Annotated in this window: 15 protein-coding genes and 1 pseudogene; 6 read left to right on the forward strand and 10 right to left on the reverse strand. The window is 69.7% G+C overall.

Annotation, left to right across the window (positions count from 1 at the left end; all coding sequences use genetic code 11):
• Nucleotides 1-19 precede the first annotated feature (19 nt).
• The 5 genes from ACZ6DT_RS18045 to ACZ6DT_RS18065 all read right to left on the reverse strand — a co-directional run bounded on the left by ACZ6DT_RS18045 (nucleotide 20) and on the right by ACZ6DT_RS18065 (nucleotide 4,829).
• A complete protein-coding gene (locus ACZ6DT_RS18045; RefSeq protein WP_465595952.1) occupies nucleotides 20-436 on the reverse strand; it encodes a FixH family protein in 417 nt (138 codons plus the stop codon).
• Nucleotides 433-1,881, reverse strand: a complete 1,449-nt coding sequence (locus tag ACZ6DT_RS18050) for a hypothetical protein (RefSeq protein WP_465595955.1) — start codon at nucleotides 1,879-1,881, stop codon at nucleotides 433-435. The genes ACZ6DT_RS18045 and ACZ6DT_RS18050 overlap by 4 nt, the downstream gene beginning before the upstream one ends.
• A gap of 130 nt (nucleotides 1,882-2,011) precedes the next feature.
• Complete coding sequence (locus ACZ6DT_RS18055; RefSeq protein ID WP_465595958.1) at nucleotides 2,012-2,866, reverse strand: oxygenase MpaB family protein; 855 nt, start codon at nucleotides 2,864-2,866, stop codon at nucleotides 2,012-2,014.
• Nucleotides 2,863-3,411, reverse strand: a complete 549-nt coding sequence (locus ACZ6DT_RS18060; protein ID WP_465596568.1) for a TetR/AcrR family transcriptional regulator — start codon at nucleotides 3,409-3,411, stop codon at nucleotides 2,863-2,865. Before ACZ6DT_RS18060 ends, ACZ6DT_RS18055 begins: the two co-directional genes overlap by 4 nt.
• Entirely contained in the window at nucleotides 3,408-4,829 is a 1,422-nt protein-coding gene (locus ACZ6DT_RS18065) for an amidase (protein WP_465595961.1), read from the reverse strand. The genes ACZ6DT_RS18060 and ACZ6DT_RS18065 overlap by 4 nt, the downstream gene beginning before the upstream one ends.
• 74 nt (nucleotides 4,830-4,903) lie before the next feature.
• Between ACZ6DT_RS18065 and ACZ6DT_RS18070 the strand changes: the two genes are divergently transcribed.
• Nucleotides 4,904-5,908 (forward strand): D-cysteine desulfhydrase family protein, encoded by a 1,005-nt coding sequence (locus ACZ6DT_RS18070; RefSeq protein WP_465595964.1) that lies wholly within the window; start codon nucleotides 4,904-4,906, stop codon nucleotides 5,906-5,908.
• 78 nt (nucleotides 5,909-5,986) lie between these two features.
• On the opposite strand, the pseudogene ACZ6DT_RS18075 reads toward ACZ6DT_RS18070, so the two are convergent.
• Together ACZ6DT_RS18075 and ACZ6DT_RS18080 are read right to left on the reverse strand one after the other, a co-directional pair.
• Nucleotides 5,987-6,538: pseudogene (locus ACZ6DT_RS18075) on the reverse strand (DUF998 domain-containing protein); the annotation flags it as partial.
• A gap of 53 nt (nucleotides 6,539-6,591) precedes the next feature.
• Nucleotides 6,592-7,365 carry a hypothetical protein gene (locus ACZ6DT_RS18080; protein ID WP_465595966.1) on the reverse strand — a complete coding sequence of 258 codons (774 nt, stop codon included), beginning with the start codon at nucleotides 7,363-7,365 and terminating at the stop codon, nucleotides 6,592-6,594.
• Between the two features lie 61 nt (nucleotides 7,366-7,426).
• Here ACZ6DT_RS18080 and ACZ6DT_RS18085 point away from each other — a divergent pair, with 61 nt between their 5' ends.
• Both ACZ6DT_RS18085 and ACZ6DT_RS18090 read left to right on the forward strand, forming a co-directional pair.
• The gene (locus tag ACZ6DT_RS18085) at nucleotides 7,427-7,636 is read left to right on the forward strand and encodes a sigma factor-like helix-turn-helix DNA-binding protein (protein ID WP_004559389.1); all 210 of its coding nucleotides are present in this window, start codon (nucleotides 7,427-7,429) and stop codon (nucleotides 7,634-7,636) included.
• Complete coding sequence (locus tag ACZ6DT_RS18090; protein ID WP_465595969.1) at nucleotides 7,636-8,160, forward strand: Clp protease N-terminal domain-containing protein; 525 nt, start codon at nucleotides 7,636-7,638, stop codon at nucleotides 8,158-8,160. Before ACZ6DT_RS18085 ends, ACZ6DT_RS18090 begins: the two co-directional genes overlap by 1 nt.
• 13 nt (nucleotides 8,161-8,173) lie before the next feature.
• Here ACZ6DT_RS18090 and yczE read toward each other — a convergent pair whose 3' ends face one another.
• Entirely contained in the window at nucleotides 8,174-8,884 is a 711-nt protein-coding gene (gene yczE, locus ACZ6DT_RS18095) for a membrane protein YczE (RefSeq protein ID WP_465595972.1), read from the reverse strand.
• Nucleotides 8,885-8,945: 61 nt separating this feature from the next.
• Here yczE and yczR point away from each other — a divergent pair, with 61 nt between their 5' ends.
• Entirely contained in the window at nucleotides 8,946-10,400 is a 1,455-nt protein-coding gene (gene yczR / locus ACZ6DT_RS18100) for a MocR-like transcription factor YczR (RefSeq protein WP_465595975.1), read from the forward strand.
• Between the two features lie 516 nt (nucleotides 10,401-10,916).
• Here the strand turns inward: yczR and ACZ6DT_RS18105 are convergent.
• Nucleotides 10,917-12,008, reverse strand: coding sequence for a hypothetical protein (locus ACZ6DT_RS18105; RefSeq protein ID WP_465595978.1), 1,092 nt, complete (start codon nucleotides 12,006-12,008; stop codon nucleotides 10,917-10,919).
• A 365-nt stretch (nucleotides 12,009-12,373) separates the two neighbouring features.
• Here ACZ6DT_RS18105 and ACZ6DT_RS18110 point away from each other — a divergent pair, with 365 nt between their 5' ends.
• A complete protein-coding gene (locus ACZ6DT_RS18110) occupies nucleotides 12,374-12,847 on the forward strand; it encodes an RNA polymerase sigma factor (protein WP_465595981.1) in 474 nt (157 codons plus the stop codon).
• A 12-nt stretch (nucleotides 12,848-12,859) separates the two neighbouring features.
• Here ACZ6DT_RS18110 and ACZ6DT_RS18115 read toward each other — a convergent pair whose 3' ends face one another.
• On the reverse strand, nucleotides 12,860-14,023 hold the full coding sequence (locus tag ACZ6DT_RS18115; protein WP_465595984.1) for a pyridoxal phosphate-dependent aminotransferase: 1,164 nt from the start codon (nucleotides 14,021-14,023) through the stop codon (nucleotides 12,860-12,862).
• 29 nt (nucleotides 14,024-14,052) lie between these two features.
• On the opposite strand from ACZ6DT_RS18115, the gene ACZ6DT_RS18120 reads away from it, so the two are divergent.
• On the forward strand, nucleotides 14,053-15,351 hold the full coding sequence (locus ACZ6DT_RS18120; RefSeq protein WP_465595987.1) for a DUF445 domain-containing protein: 1,299 nt from the start codon (nucleotides 14,053-14,055) through the stop codon (nucleotides 15,349-15,351).
• Nucleotides 15,352-15,760: the final 409 nt, after the last annotated feature.

A 15,760-nucleotide genomic window follows, 5' to 3' on the forward strand; every position in this document is an offset into this window, starting at 1 on the left:
ACCCCCCGACCTCCCTCTCTTACTTGACCAGCAAAGGAAAAACGTGCTGCGACGCGCCGGACGGCCCGCGCAGTGAAACGGTGATCTCCCATTGCCCCGACATCGGCAGCAGAACGTCGCCGGTGCGGAACACCCCCGGTGCCTCCGCGATCGCGGGCGACGGGGCGAGCGCGTGACCCATCTGCGGCATCACCGGTTCGAGGGTGACGACGTCCGGTGTGGCACCGGTGACGGTCAGCGCGAAGACATTCCCGCCCTGGTGCGGATCTTCGACCGACAGCTGCACCGTGTACGGGCCCTGTGTCGAGCGCTGGACCTGGGCGCCGCCGCTGCTCGGCCAGACCAGCCAGGCCACGATCACCACCATGAGCACCGAAACGACGGAAATCAGCAGGACGGGTTTGCGTCTGTCCACTGTGGATCGACCTGTGGTCATCGTGGTGCCCCTTCCGCCGGGACCTCGAGCTGCATGGGCACGGTCAGCACCGTGTACTCTCGCTCGGCCTGGAGCCAGATCCGGTACTTGCCGGGGGTGGCGAAGGTGTAGGTGAACGGGACGTCGGGGCCATACGCGGCGACGGTCTCGTCCGGCTTTCCCGGCATCCCCGGCGATTGCGGGATCATCGAGTGCACGTGAGCCCAGGTCGGCGCGACAGCGGCGACCGCGCCGACCCGGCTGTCGTCGGTGATCGGGCCGACGACGATCAGATGGCCGAGCATGCCCAGCCACGGCTGGAGATCCGCCCGGCCGAACCGCGCGGTGATCGTGGTCGGCGTACCCGGTTTGACGTCGACGTCGATCGGGTTCCCGTTCACGACCCGCTTCCCGGCGCCGCCGGGGACGGGGTCGGCGGGGGAGTCCGTGCCGGCCGCGACAGCCAGTGTCGAGCGGACCAGTTGCACGCCGCCGCCTCGACGGGCGAGTTCCGCGGCGACGGCGTAGGTTCCGGCCTCGGGCGGTGTGAACTTCACCCGATAGTCACCGGGGCCGACGCGCACCGGATGCAGATGCCAGAGCCTGCCCGTCGGCGAAATGACGACGAGATGGATCAAGGCGTTGTCGTGCACCAAAAGGTCGTCGACGGGGCGGCCGGTCGCGCCGTCGGCGATGGCGAGCCGGACGTCGGTGAGGACACCCGATCGCGCGTTCGGGGCACGTACGGCCAGATTCACCGGCGGTCGCGAGAAATCCACAGTGGACATCTGCGCGTTCGCGTACGGGTCGCGGATGTTGTCGATCGTCGGATCCAGGGCGGTGCCCGGCGCGGGCGGTGGCGGGGTCGACGCGGAGAGCATCGCGCCGGTGATCGCGACCGCGAGCGCGGCGACCATCCCACCGGCGGGGATCAGCGCGAGCTGTGGCCGCCGCACGCGCATCGCGACGACGAGACCGAGTACCAGGAACACGCCCGCGGCGACGAATCCGCCGAACGTGGCCTTCTCCCACGGCGGGATGACCCTGGCCGGGACGATGAACGGGATCGAGGCGGTGTCCGTCCCGTCGTCGAGGCCGAGCTCCCACGGCCCCGGCTGGTCGACCCGCAGCCGCGCGGAATGCGCGCCGGGTTTGCCGTCCAGCCGCACGGTGGTTTCGGAAAACGTCGTCCCAGCGGTGGACGCGCGCAATTTCAGCGTTCCCGGCGCGCTTCCGGCGTGCGTGACGACGTCGACGTGCAGCGGTCCTGGCGCGATGTCCATCCGCCGCAGGATGACCGTGAGATCACGGGTGCCGAGCGTCTGCGCGACCTGGACGTCCGCGCCGCTCGACACGCCGTCCGCTCGCGCGGTGCCGCCCAGCAGCAAGGACGCCAGCGCGCAGAGCACGAGTACGCGGGCGATGACCAACGGCGCCGCGCGCCGCCCCCTCGGTGAATTCCCCATCCCGGCTGAAGTTAGCGACGGCGGCGGGGGAAAGCGTCACGGCGCGGGGTGAACCGGGGTCCCCCGTGAAGGGGATGATGACCCTTACCCCAAGTAGGGTCCCCGCATTCAGTCCTCTGAATGCGGGACTTCAGCCGCCCAGGAAACGATACGCCCGCGGATGCGCCCGGAACCAGACGTTGAGCCTGCCGATCCGGCGGACGAGCGAGGAACGCGACGACACCGGCACCAACGTGCCCGCGCTTCGCACCACGGCGCGAAACCGGTCGAATCGGCGCTGGTCCCGGTCTGTCCACTGTAGACCAAGGCGGTTTCGCAGTGCGGGCGGCAGCGTGCCCCGGATGACGAACATCTGCCCCTGGTACTGCCATCGCCGAAGCCGTGTCCAGTGCTTGTCGGGCAGCCATCGCCACGGTTTCTTCACCGTCCGGATCGTTTCGAACAGCGTCGAAATCGTCTCGTTCGGGCCGAAGCCGTCGATCATGTCCGCGTAATACCGCTCGAATTCCGGCCACGTCGGCGGCGTGTCCTGTTCGCGCAGGCCGAGAAGCCGTCCGACGTCGCACATCTGCGCGTAGTACTCGTCCAATTCGGACGGTGTCATCGGGGTTCCGTAGAACCGTTGTGTGTCAACGGGAACCATTACGAGCGTGGCGTGTACCCAGGTGTACGCCCGCGGGTTCAGCGCACTGTACCGGTGGCCGTCGGCGTCGACACCGGTGAACGACCGGTGCAATGCGCGCAGCCTGTCCGCCTCGTATCGCGCGCCCCCCGCGCCGCCGTAGATGTAGATGGACAGCGAAGCGGCCGTGCGCATCAGCCGCGTCCACGGATCCTCGACGTAGTCGGAATGATCCCGCACCCCGGCCGCGACCACCGGATGCGCGACCTGCAGGACCAGCACCTGGCCGGCCAGCAGCCCGGCCCGGAAGTCTCCGAAGTACTTCCACGCCGCCGTCCCCTTGACGATCGGCGGGCCGGTCATGACGCGCCGCGGACGAGCATCATCAACGACTGCGCCACGCCGACGCCGTCGTCACCCGTGGCCAGTCTGCGCAACTGGAGCCCGGCGATCAGCGCGACGACCGGACCGGTCAGCCGCTCCGGGGACGGCACGCCGAGCGTCCGCAGGATCACCAGCGCCAGCTCGTCGTAGGCGGCGAAGCAGCGCGAGGCCGCGTCCTGGAGCCCGGGGTCACGAGCGGCCTGGAGATACAGCTCGTGCGCGCCGAGTTCGTCGGTGCCGAATGGAAGCCGCGCGATGACCTGCTCGACCACCGACGCGGCCTGCTCGACACTCAGCCCCTGCTCGCGGTAGGCGTCGACGAACCCGGTCAGCTTCGTGGTCTCTTCTTCGACGAACAGCAGCATCGCCTCGCGCAGCAACGCGGTCTGGCTGGGGAAGTGGTAGGTCAGCGTGCCGAGCGAGACCTCGGCCTGCCGCGCGATCCGGCGGTTGGTCAGCCCGCCGACGCCCTGTTCCCCGACCACCTTGAGCGCGGCGTGGAGAATGGCCTCGCGGGTGTTCACCAAACGGTCTCGGGTTTGCGGTCCTGCCACCGTTCGACCTCTTCCAGTTGCGCGGCCAGCGAGATCAGCCGTTCCTCGGCGTGCGAGGGGCCGAGCAGCTGTCCGCCGAGCGGCAGGCCTTCGGGGCTCAGCCCGGCGGGGACGTTGACCCCCGGCCAGCCCAGCACGTTCCACGGCCAAGCGTAAGGGCACGCGGCGATCATGGCCTGGTCGGTCTGCCAGCCGGTGAGCTCGTCGAAGGCGCCGATCCGCGGTGGCGGCGTCGCGGTGGTCGGCGTCAGCACGACGTCCACCCGGCCGAACACCGAGCCGATCTGCCGCTGCAGCAACGGTTCCGTGGCGCGGGCGAGGCTCAGCGCCGGCCCGGACAGTGCCGAGCCCTGCCGTGCGTTGGCGCGGGTGCGCGGGTCGAGCCGCGCCTGGTCCGGGACGCGACGGGACCAGTCACGCACGCCGGCGAGTGAACGCGGCAGGAAAGTGAGGCCGATCAGCCGGTAGTCGGGTTCGACCTCGACGATCTCGTGGCCGAGTTCGGCGAACCGCTCCGCGAGCCGGACGACGGCCGTGTGTGCCTGCGGATCGAGTCGGGTTTTCGTTGCGGTGAAAGGGATCCTGGTGGACAATCCGATCCGCATCCGGCCCGGTTCGCGGCGGGCGGCCGCCTGGAACGCGGTCCCGGTCCCGGCCGCGACGTCGAGCAGCAGGGCCGCGTCGGCGACGGTGCGCGCGAGCGGGCCGACCACGGTCAGCCCGTGGAAGAGTTCGCGTTCGGTCGGGACACGGCCGCGCTGCGGTTTGATCCCGACCAGATCGGTCCACGCGGCCGGGATCCGGATCGATCCGGCCCCGTCGGAACCCAGCGCGGCGGCGATCACCCCCGACGCGATGGCCGCCGCCGCGCCGCCGGAGGAACCGCCCGGGGTGCGTTCGGTGTCCCACGGATTGCGGGTCGCGCCGAACGCCGGGCCTTCGGTGAACGGCCACTGGCCGAGTTCCGGGGTGTTGGTCTTTCCGATGAGCACCGCGCCCGCCTTGCGGAGCGCGGCGACGGGCGGGGAGTCCGCCGTCGCGACGGAAAAGTCGCCTTCGCAGCCGAACGCCGTCGGCAGCCCGGTGACGTCGAGGTCGTCCTTGATCGCGGTGGGCACGCCGAGCAGGGGAGCGGTTTCGCCGGAGGCCAACCTCCGGTCGGCCTCCTCGGCCTCGCGAAGGGCTTCTTCGGCGCGAAGGCATTTGAAGGCGTTGAGAACCGGCTGACTTGCCTCGGCCTTTTCGAGCGCCAAACGCGTGAGCTCGACTGAGGTCGTCGCTCCGGTGGCGAGCATCGAGGCCTGTTCGGCCAGGCCGGTGAACGCGAGGTCCGAGGCGCTTTTCGCCGCTGAGGGCCCGTCGACGAGGTCCGGTTTCGAGGTGGTCATGGCTCCCCCTGCACGTCTCGTTCGTTCAAACGAACGATACCACTGGGTAAGGTCGATGTGGTTACGTGACTTTCATGAACCTCGATCGCTTCCCCCGCGTCGACCTCGGCGGCTACCCCACGCCGCTGCATCCGGCACCTCGGCTGGGTGAGGCCCTCGGTCTGCCGAACCTGCTGCTCAAGCGGGACGACGTGCATCCACTCGGCGTGGGCGGCAACAAACTGCGCAAACTCGAGTTCCTGCTCGGCGCGGCGATCGAGAACGGCGCCGACACGGTGATCACCTTCGGCGCGCTTCAGACCAACCACGGCCGTCAGACCGCCGCGGCCTGCGCGAAGCTGGGTTTGCGGTGTGAGCTCGTTCTCACCGCGAAGGTCCCTCGCGACGGCGACGCGTACGAACGGTCCGGCAACGTGTCCCTCGACCATCTCTTCGGCGCGAACGTGCACATCTGCCGTGACGGCGAGGAGACCGGAAGGACCTACGAGCGGCTGATCACCGAGGCCGCGGCCGAGGGGCGCTCGGTGGCCACGCTCCCGGTCGGCGGGTCCGACGGCCTCGGGGCGCTCGGCTACGTGGCGGCCGCGCGGGAGATCGCCGGGCAACTCGCCGACCTGGGCATCACCAAGGCGCGGCTGGTCGCCCCGCACGCCAGCGGCGGGACCTCCGCCGGGCTCATCGTCGGAACGGCGAACCTCGACTGGCTGACGCTCGACATCGCCTGCGTCAGCCATCCGGTCGTCGAGGCCCTCGACAATCTGGCCGATCTCACCATCTCGGCCTCCGTACTGCTGGGGACGGAACCGCCGTCACTCGACGGCCTGCGCATCGACGACCGCACGATCGGCCCCGGCTACGGCGTCCCGACCGCCGGAACGTGGGACGCGGTGCGGCTTTTCGGCCGTACGGAAGGGATCGCGCTCGATCCCGTGTACACCGGCAAAGTGGGCGCCGCGCTGATCGACTGGGCAGCCGAAGGCCATTTCGCGCCCGACGAGCACGTTGTCTTCCTGCACACGGGCGGTCTGCCCGGCCTCTACGGTTACGCGCCCGAATTCACCGACGCGGTGAGCCGCTGACGCGACCTTCAGCATCCCGGCGATCAGGACCACGTGCGCCACCAGCGAAACCCGCTGCATGACACCGACCGGCGCGATGTCGGTCAGGGTCTTGAAGAACGGGATGTCGGACAGGCGCACGAAGATGAAACTGAACCCGAAGACGATCAACCCCGCCGCGCTGCCCCACGCCAGGCGGCCGACGACCCTGGCCGCGGGCGTGCCGCGCAGGTTGTCGCGCAGGGTGAATCCGGCGGCGGGCAGGCTGAGGAACGCGATGAGGCACGCGTACAGGTGGATCTCGCCGCTGACCGGATCCGGAAACTCGGGGTAGCTCGCCGGGAAGATCGCGGCCGCGGCCAGCCCGAGCGACCACAGTACGAACAGCAGTTTCGTGGTGCGGCTGAGCGTGATCCCGGCCGCGGCCAGTGCGCCGAGCGCGGTGAGCGAGCCGATGGACAGGGAAAGCACGCTGGCGCCGAGCATGCCCGTGCCGCGGTCCACGTAGGCGTAACTGGACAACGTGTCGAACACCGGATCGCGTGAGCTGATCAGATGGAGCACGACCATGGTGACCAGTGCCCAGCCGATGGCCGCGCCCGACGCGATCAGCCAGGGCTTGGTCCTCGATCTCTCCCCAGGGAACGTCATGCGTTTAGCGTGCTCGCGCGGGCACGGATTTCCGATCCGGGAAGCCCCCGGTTTTACCCTGGGGCTACCCCGAAGTCGACCAGTACCAGTAGCTGGTCATCGTGCCTTTTCGCCCGGGGCCAGCGCTCGCCGTCCGGGTCCTGTTTCTCCGCCGTGCGCACCGCGTCGAGGACCGCGTCCGGACCACGCTCCCGGCTGATGGCGAGCACCTCCGGCCAGTCGAACAGCTCGTATTCGTCGACCCCGATCGCGACGCCGTCCGTCGCCAGCAGCAGGGCTTCGACCTCCGAGCGCGGCCAGCTCCGGCGCACGGCTTCGGCGGCCGCCTTCGGTTCCGCTTCGGCGACCCAGAAGCCGTCCGGCGCGTTGCGTTTCGCGCGGACGTCGGCGCCTGTGCGGAGCTGGCCGTCTTCGCGCAGCGAGACCAGCCTGTCGTCGGTGAGCGGGTCAGCGCCGGAAGGGCCGAAAGCGATGATCGGGCTGTCGGCGAGTACCAGCCCGTCGACGGTGTCGTCCGTCCAACGCGCGATCGCGACCGTGCTCGACGGCGATCGCCCCGGCTCGAGGCCTTCGCGACGTGCGACGTCGGCGATCGACTCGGCCAGCAGCACCGCGAGATCCGTCTGGGGCTCCGCGCTCAGTGCCCGCGACAGGCTGTGCACGAGCAGACTCGCGTACCAGCCACCGGACGGCAGATCCGGCCGCGGCGCGGTCGCCCCGTCGAGCACCACCACGGCGTTGCCGAGTACGGCGACATGGTCTTCGGTCGGGCGCGTCGCTCCGTCCGCGCCTACTCCGTCCCTTTCCGCCACTGAGATTTCGGGCATGTCCCGACCCTAACTGTCAACCGAGGTTGACGCGGGCGTGATGTCAACGTAGGTTGACGTCATGACCGAAGCGACAGACCTGGCCGCGCGAGCCGGTGACCGCGATCCCCGCGTGGGATTGCGCGCCGTCGCCGCCTTGCGCCGGCTGTTGGAACAACTCGAGGCCGTGCAGGTCCGCAGCGCGCGGGTGCACGGCTGGTCCTGGCAGGAGATCGCGGCCGAGCTGGGGGTCAGCAGGCAAGCGGTGCACAAGAAGTACGGGAGGCACTGATGTTCGAACGCTTCACCACCGAAGCCCGCGAAGTCGTCGTCGAAGCCCAGCGCGTCTCATCGGATGAGGGGTCCGGGAACGTCGACCCGCTGCACCTGCTGACGTCCCTCGCCCGGCACACCGGCGTGCTCACCGCACTGGGCTGCCCGCCGGAGGAACTCGCTGACGACCTTCGGCGAGTACGCCGCCGCGGCGGGATGAGCGACGCCGACGTCGAAGCACTGAGCGGCTTCGGCATCGACGTCGAGCACATCGTCGAGCGGGTCGAGCAGACGCACGGCCCCGGCGCGCTGACCGGCGGCGGTCGTGCCTGGCGAGGCCATCGGCCGTTCACGCCGGAGGCGAAGAAGGTGCTGGAGAAAAGCCTTCGCGAAGCCATCGATGTCGGCAGCAAGCGCATCGAAGGCGAGCATCTCCTGCTCGCGCTGACCGCCATCCCCGGCGTGGCCGCCGACGTCCTCGCCCAGCGGGGCATCGACTACCTCGCCGTCCGCCACCTGCTGGAGCGGCGGGAGGCCAGCTGAGGGCCGTCTTGGGTCACCGTGGTCGTGAGTGGCGTTTCGGGTTAGAAGCCGAGTCGCCACTCACGACCACCTGTACCGAACGGCCACCTTCGCCTGACCCCTCACGAGCCCGCCAGATGACGAACGGCAGGAAGGCTTGCGTCAGCGGCCCGATGGCGAGTGCGTAGAGAACCGTGCCGACGCCGACGGTGCCGCCGAGCAGCCAGCCCGCCGCGAGAACGGTGATCTCGATGAGGGTCCGGACGAGGCGGATCGACTTGCCCGTCCGGGCCGACAGGCCGGTCATCAGTCCGTCGCGAGGACCCGGGCCGAGCCGCGCGCCGACGTAGACCGCGGCGCCGAGACCGTTGAGCACGACACCGGCGACCAGGTTGAGGAGCTGCCAGCCGAGCACGTCCTGGTCGGGCAGGAAGAGCCGCACGAAATCGACGGTGAGCGAGATGACCACGATGTTGGCGACGGTGCCGATCCCGGGCCGCTGCCGCAGCGGGATCCACAGCAGGAGTACCAGGACCGACGCGATCGCGGTGACCGTGCCGAACGACAGGCCGGTGATCTTCATCAGGCCTTCGTGAAGCACGTCCCACGGGTCGAGGCCGAGTCCCGACCTGGTCAGCATGGCCATGCTGCCGCCATAGAGGACGAGTCCGGCGACGAGCTGGATCGAGCGGCGGGTGGTGTCTTGGGAGATGCCGACGGGTCGGAGATCGAGTTTCAGTGCCACGAGTACACCATCGGGGGTAAGTGGCTATCTTGACCATGGCCAATCTGGAACAATTGGCCTCATGGAACCGCTGATCCCGCTGACTGGACGCGTTTCAGGGCCGAAATTGGCCATTTTGCTGGGGAACTGGCGGCAGAGTGGTTCTCGACACGGTGCGGCGGATCTCGCGGCCGCCGTCGAGCTGTTGGTCCTCGACGGCAGGCTCCCGCTCGGCACCAAACTCCCGGCCGAACGGGAGCTCGCCGACGCCCTGGAGGTCAGCCGCACGCTGATCGGGGCCGCGCTGGACAAACTGCGGGCCGACGGCCTGGTCGCCAGCCGTCGCGGGGCCGGTTCCTGGATCGCGTCGCCCGGCGGCCGCGGCCGGGACCCGATCCTGCCGACCGGCGAGGACCTCATCGACCTCGCGCAGGCCTGTCCGCCTGCCATCCCCGGCCTGGTGCCCGCCGTGGACGCCGCGCGGAAGGCGCTTGTGGACCACCTCGGCGAGAGCGGCTATCACGTGCGCGGCCTGCGGATCCTGCGTAAGCGGATCGCCCGCCGCTACACCGAACGCGGACTGCCGACGAACGCCGATCAGGTGATGGTCACCAACGGCGCACATCACGCGTTCGTGCAGGTCCTGCGCATGCTGGCCGGTCCGGGCGACCGGGTACTGGTCGAGCAGCCGACGTACCCGAACTCGCTGGAAGCGATCGGCGCCGCGCACGCCATTCCGGTACCGGTGCCGATGGACCCGGTCACCGGCTGGGACATCATCGGGATCGAGGCCGCGCTGCGGCAGTCCGCGCCGAGGCTCGCGTACTTCGTCGCGGACTTCCAGAACCCGACCGGCCTGCGCCTGGACGCCGTGGGCAGGGAGCGGCTGGCGGCCGCGCTGAGCCGCGCGCGGACCCCGGCGATCATCGACGAGACACTGGTCGAGCTGGATCTCGAAGGCGATCCGGTCGACGGGCCGCCGCCGCTGGGCGCGTTCGCGGGTGATCTCGGCATCACGATCGGCTCCGCGGCCAAGTCGCATTGGGCGGGCCTGCGGCTCGGCTGGATCCGCGCTTCCGAGGACGTCATCGGCAGGCTGATCGCGGCCCGGTTCGCCGTCGACCTGGGGTCGCCGGTCTTCGAGCAGCTCGTCCTCGCCGAACTGCTCGACGACGGCGGGGCCGCGCTGGCGCACCGCCGCCAGGAGACGCTGGCCCTGCGTGACGCGCTGACCGGGGCGTTGAACTGGTATTGCCCGGACTGGACGTTCACCGTGCCGCCCGGTGGGCTTTCGCTGTGGTGCCGTTTGCCGGAGCCGATGAGCACGCGGCTGGCCGTCGCGGCGGCGGGGCACGGGGTACAGGTGGCGCCGGGCTCGCGGTTCGGCGTCCACGGTGGACTGGAGCGCTGGCTGCGGCTGCCGTACGCGCTTCCGGCCGACCGGCTTTTCGAGGCGGTGCGGCGGCTGGGCGCGGCCGCCGCTTCGGTGGCCGCGACACCCACGACGGTCGCCCCGGTGGCCGTTCAGGTCACCTGACTCCCCGCATTTCGTCCTCTGAATGCGGTACTTGCGTATGCAACTACCGCATTCAGAGGACGAAATGCGGAGGTCGGAAACGGAAATAGCCGGTGCGCCGGCGGGGCGGCCGATGCTCCAGGGAGGGCATCGGCGCCGCACGACCGGCGCACCGGCTATCCGGCCCGCCCCGAGGCCGAGACCTCGGGGCGGGCACCGCGGCGGTTACCCGGCACAGCCCCTCGACGTGCCGGGAACCGCCCGCGGTTCAGGCGGGCTTCGAGCTTGGCCGGCTCCTGCTCGGCGCGGTGAGCAGGAGCCCCCGAAGTCCACCCGGTGCTGGTCCCGGCGCCGCAGGGGCAGCGCGGCGCCGGGGCCGGGATCCGAACGGGCCGGGCGCGGTCGGCCGTTCGGAAAGACAAGGGGAATGCCTGAAAGAGGGCAGGCGAAAGCGGCTTGAGCCAGAGGATTCAGCGGACGTCGAAAACCGAAGTTGATCTTGGTTTGGACGTACTTCTCCCCGGCGACCCGGTCAGGTCAGTCGGGGGAGGTGGCGGGAAGCGCGGCTTCCCTGCCGGTGCGCTCGCCTTCGCGGTCGCAGCCGGTTCCGAGGAGTTTCAGCTGCGTGGCGGGGATTCCGGAGTCGAGCACGGCGAGCGGCCCGCGGCCGCCGCCGGCGTTGTCGTGCCCCGGCTGGGCGGTCGTCGTCGGCGCGATCGGGGCCACCGGGGTGTTCGGCAGGCCACCGCCGCCACCCGAGCCACCGCCGCCGCCGGAGGACGCGTGCGTGTCGGATTCGGCGGGCGCGGCCGGAGCGGACTGTGCGTCGGACGACTTGACCCGGACCGGCAGGGTGACGCGGTGGTTCTGGGCCGCCGTCGCCGGAACGGGTGCCTCGGTGGGAGCGGTCGGCCTCGGCGCCGGGGTGTTCGGCGCGGGCGTGTTCGCCGTGGCGGCCTCGGCCGGGACGGCGATGGCGACCGAGCCGCTCGCCGACTCGCCCGAGCCGCCGCCGAAAACGGGGTCGAGCATGTCGCCCGTGCCCGGCAGGATCACCGGGTCACCCGCGGCGCAGCACGGATTCGGCATGAGGATCGGCACGACGACCTGGTCGCCGATGCCGCCGACGACCCCGTTGACGGTTTGGACGACGCCACCGACCGTGTTCGTGACGACGTCCAGCACGCCGCCGATGAGGCCACCCAGCAAGCCATTGGCCGCCTGAGTCTTAGCGGACTTCGTCGCCGGCTCCGGAGAGGAGGTCTTCTCGACGGAACTCGCGCTCGAAACAGCCTCTTCCTGAACAGTGGCCTCGGGCTCCTCGTTCATGACGGGAGCGGGCTCTTCTGCCGGGGGTTCGCTGGTCTTAGGCGGTTTCGGGGTCTCGGTCTCGGTGGAGTCCGAAGTGGACTCCTTCGGAGTAGTCGTTTTCCCGGATCCGGTTTCGTCCGCGGGCTGGACCACGGAGGTCTCCGGCGTTGCGGGAGGCTGCTCGTCGGCCGAAGCCGAGGTGCTCAGGACAGCGCCGAGGATCCAGCTGGAGAGCGCGAGCCCGCCCGCGAAAAGGATTCGCGCCCCGGTCTTCGGTGCCCTGAGGCCGCGACGGTGCACGACTGCCGGACCACTCACAGCACTCACCACCGTCCGCGCCTGAAACCCACGTTCTCCGCGTGAGTTCGATCTTGCTTGGGGTCTCTTCCGGTCAGGTCGCAGTTCCCCCGGGGCTGCACCAGTTTTAGCACCGGAGGGGAGTGTTTCACCTCAGCCGCCGTCGATCCAGCCCGTTAGGCGGAACGACGCAACCGGCTCCGGTGCCTGGAGTACCGAAGTCGATCACTCTGGGTATGTGCCAGGCGGGCATCGGGGGGCGGGTGGAACTACTCAAATCCTCGGTGACCTGACCTTTTCCGGATCCTTGCTGCGGTGAGTGCCGTCGAAGTCGCGTTCGGTGATCGGCGCGGCGGACGCAAGCCGCCGGGAGGGGAGAGTCCGGGATGTGGGACGTGAACGCGGTGTCGGCGGCGGTGCTCAAGGCGCTGAAGACCTACCGCTTGAGTGAAGCCGACGCCAGGGACGTCTGTCAGGACGCCTGGCTGGAACTGCTTCGCGCACCTGGCGCGCTACGCGACGAAGCGAAGCTCGGAGCTTGGCTGGCGACCACCGCGCGGCGCCGCGCGCTCCGGATGATCACCAGGAACAGGCGCGAAACACCGCGTCCGCTCCCCGGTGCGGAGGCGACCCCGGAGACCGAAGTCATCCGGGCCGAACGTGACCGCGCGCTCTGGGCGGCGGTCGATCGCCTCCCGGACTCGCATCGGCGGCTGATCCGCCTGCTCGCACACCGGCCTGAGCTGTCTTACGCCCAGATCGCCGGGGAGCTGGGCATCAGTCCGGCCAGTGTGGGCAGGCTGCGACGACGGTGTCTTGACCGGATCGGCCGGTCGCTCGAGAAGGGCGGCTGGGCGTGAACATCGGACGAGTCACCGGAGTTTGCGCAGACGGGTGACCGCTTCGTCGATGACCTCGTTACGTTTGCAGAACGCGAAACGCAGCAGGTGTTTCCACTCTTCCGGGTGGTCGGTGAACACCTTCACGGGCACGGCCGCCACGCCCACCCGTTCGGGGAGCTCCCAGGCCAGTTCGGCGGCGTCGTCGAAGCCGAGCGGGCGGACGTCGGCGCAGACGAAATACGTCCCGGCGGTCGGCCGGACCGCGAATCCCGCGTCGGCGAGGCCCGCCGCGAGCCGGTCCCGTTTGCCCTGCAGGCTCGTGCGCAGCTCCTCGGCCCACGGCAGTTCGTGGTCCAGCGCGTGGGCGACGGCCGGCTGGAACGGGCCGCCCGAGACGAAGGTGATGAACTGCTTCGCCGCCTTCACCGCCGCGACCAGTTCGGGGCTCGCGCAGACCCAGCCGATCTTCCAGCCGGTGCAGTTGAACAGCTTGCCCGCGCTGGAGATGGAGACGGTCCGTTCGCGCATACCGGGCAGGGTCGCCAGCGGCAGATGCTCGGCGTCGTCGAAGACCAGGTGCTCGTACACCTCGTCGGAGATGGCGATGAGATCGTGCGTCACGCAGAGCGCGGCGACGGCTTCCAGCTCGCCGCGCGTGAACACCGTGCCGGTCGGGTTGTGCGGAGAGTTGATCAGGATCGCCCTGGTCCGGTCGGTCACCGCGGCGCGCAGGCCCTCGATGTCCAGCGCGAACCGGCCGTCACGTTCCACCAGGCCGACGACACGCCGCTCCGCGCCCGCCATGGCGACCGCGGCCGCGTACGAGTCGTAATACGGCTCGATGACGATGACCTCGTCGCCCGCCTGGGTCAGCGCGAGCAACGACGCCGCGATGGCCTCGGTGGCGCCGACGGTGACCAGGATCTCCGTGTCGGGGTCGTACGCGGTGCCGTACCGCAGCCGGTGCCGCGCGATCGCCGCGCGCAGCTCGGGACGCCCCGGACCCGGCGGATACTGGTTCGCGCCGCCGAACAGCGCGTTCTTGGCGGCTTCGAGCATTCCGGCGGGCCCGTCGGTGTCGGGAAAACCCTGGCCGAGGTTGACTGCTTCGTGGCGGACGGCCAGTGCCGTCATCTCCGCGAAGATGGTCGAGGTGAAGGGCTGGAGGCGGGGTACGAGGACAGGTTCGCGCACGATCAGCCATCCTCACGGACAATGGCGGTGTGGAGCAACTGACGCCCGCCAAGGTGACCCCAGCCGATCCCCCCGGTGGAACCGCCGCGGAGGAGGAGAAGCGCCGCGGCCTGCGCAAGATGAAGATGGTCGCGCTGTCGTTCCTGCTCGGCGCGACGGTGATCTTCCTGCTGACCAGCTGGGCCGAGGCCGAGGGCTGGCCGGGCTGGGTCGGCTACGTCCGCGCGGCCGCCGAAGCCGGGATGGTCGGCGCGCTCGCCGACTGGTTCGCGGTGACGGCGCTGTTCCGGCATCCGCTGCGGATCAAGATCCCGCACACCGCGATCATCCCGAACAAGAAGGACGCGCTGGGCAGCAGTCTCGGTGACTTCGTCGGCTCGAACTTCCTGTCCGAGTCCGTGATCCGCGAGAAGCTGAGCCGGGTCGAGGTCTCGAAGCGGCTCGGCGGCTGGCTTTCGCAACCCGCCAACGCGGAGCGGGTGACGTCCGAACTGGCCACCGTCGTGCGGGCCGCGGTCAAGGTGCTCCGCGACGAAGACGTCCAGGCGATCATGGAACAGGCCGTGGTCAAGCGGATCGTGGACAAGCCGTGGGGTCCGCCGCTCGGCAAGATCCTGGAAGGCGTGTTCGCCGACGGGGCGCATCACAAGCTGGTGGACCTGATGTGCGACCGCGGTTACGAGTGGGTGCGGGACAACCACTCGACGATGTTGCGCGTGGTCTCGGACCGGGCGCCGAGCTGGTCGCCGAAGTTCGTCGACGAGATGCTCGCGGACAAGGTCTACGGCGAGGTGCTGTCCTTCGTCTGGGCCGTGAAGACCGACGTCAACCACCCCATGCGGCTGGCGCTGGACAAGTTCCTCGGCGAATTCGCCCTCGACCTGCAGACCAACCCCGAGGTGATGGCGCGCGCCGAACAGGTCAAATCCCAGATGCTGGGCCATGGCGAGGTGCAGAAGCTGATCGGCTCGGCGTGGGCGACGGCCAAGGAGATGCTGCTCAACGCCGCCGAGGATCCGTCGAGCGAGCTGCGGCGCCGGGTGCGGACCGGCCTCGAAGCCCTCGGCGGGCGGCTGGTCTCCGACGACCACATCCGGTCCAAGGTGGACACCTGGGTGGAGGGTGCGGCGGCGTACCTGGTCACCCACTACTCCCAGGAGATCACCACGATCATCACCGAGACCGTGGAACGCTGGGACGCCGAGGAGACCTCGCGCAAGATCGAGCTCCAGGTGGGCCGGGATCTGCAGTTCATCCGGATCAACGGCACGGTGGTCGGCGCGCTCGCCGGACTCGTCATCTACGCGGTCGCGCAGCTGCTCTTCTGAGCGTTGGCGCATATACCACACTTCGGAGCCCTCACCGCGAGTTGTCCACAGGAAGTGGAGTCATCCCCAGGGTTATCCACAGCTTTTCACGTTTTTGGCCTAACGCTGTGCACAATCCCTGGGGGTGACTCGGGGGTGGGTGACCCCAGAAGTTGTGGTCGCGGGATTCGGCGGCGGGCGGTGAAGGAGCGCTTTCGGGGCGGAAAGGATCCGGGGCGGGAGCGGGTGGAGAGGCTCGCACGGCTCCTGCCGACCGGCCGGATCACGCGTGTGCCTGGACGGAAGACGCGTGTCTGGAGCCGGATCTCGCGTGTCTGGAGCCGGAAGACGCGGTGCGATCCGACTGCCTCGGGCGAGTTCCGTCTCCAGTCACGCGAGTTCCGTCTCCGATCACGCGTGTGCGGCCTCC

The sequence above is a fragment of the Amycolatopsis sp. NPDC041971 genome, from assembly GCF_055588925.1.

Coding starts and splice junctions, on each gene's coding strand:
- ACZ6DT_RS18045 (WP_465595952.1), bottom strand. CDS start 436: ATGACCACAGGTCGATCCACAGTGGACAGACGCAAACCCGTCCTGCTG.
- ACZ6DT_RS18050 (WP_465595955.1), bottom strand. CDS start 1,881: ATGGGGAATTCACCGAGGGGGCGGCGCGCGGCGCCGTTGGTCATCGCC.
- ACZ6DT_RS18055 (WP_465595958.1), bottom strand. CDS start 2,866: ATGACCGGCCCGCCGATCGTCAAGGGGACGGCGGCGTGGAAGTACTTC.
- ACZ6DT_RS18065 (WP_465595961.1), bottom strand. CDS start 4,829: ATGACCACCTCGAAACCGGACCTCGTCGACGGGCCCTCAGCGGCGAAA.
- ACZ6DT_RS18070 (WP_465595964.1), top strand. CDS start 4,904: ATGAACCTCGATCGCTTCCCCCGCGTCGACCTCGGCGGCTACCCCACG.
- ACZ6DT_RS18080 (WP_465595966.1), bottom strand. CDS start 7,365: ATGCCCGAAATCTCAGTGGCGGAAAGGGACGGAGTAGGCGCGGACGGA.
- ACZ6DT_RS18085 (WP_004559389.1), top strand. CDS start 7,427: ATGACCGAAGCGACAGACCTGGCCGCGCGAGCCGGTGACCGCGATCCC.
- ACZ6DT_RS18090 (WP_465595969.1), top strand. CDS start 7,636: ATGTTCGAACGCTTCACCACCGAAGCCCGCGAAGTCGTCGTCGAAGCC.
- yczR (WP_465595975.1), top strand. CDS start 8,946: ATGGAACCGCTGATCCCGCTGACTGGACGCGTTTCAGGGCCGAAATTG.
- ACZ6DT_RS18110 (WP_465595981.1), top strand. CDS start 12,374: ATGTGGGACGTGAACGCGGTGTCGGCGGCGGTGCTCAAGGCGCTGAAG.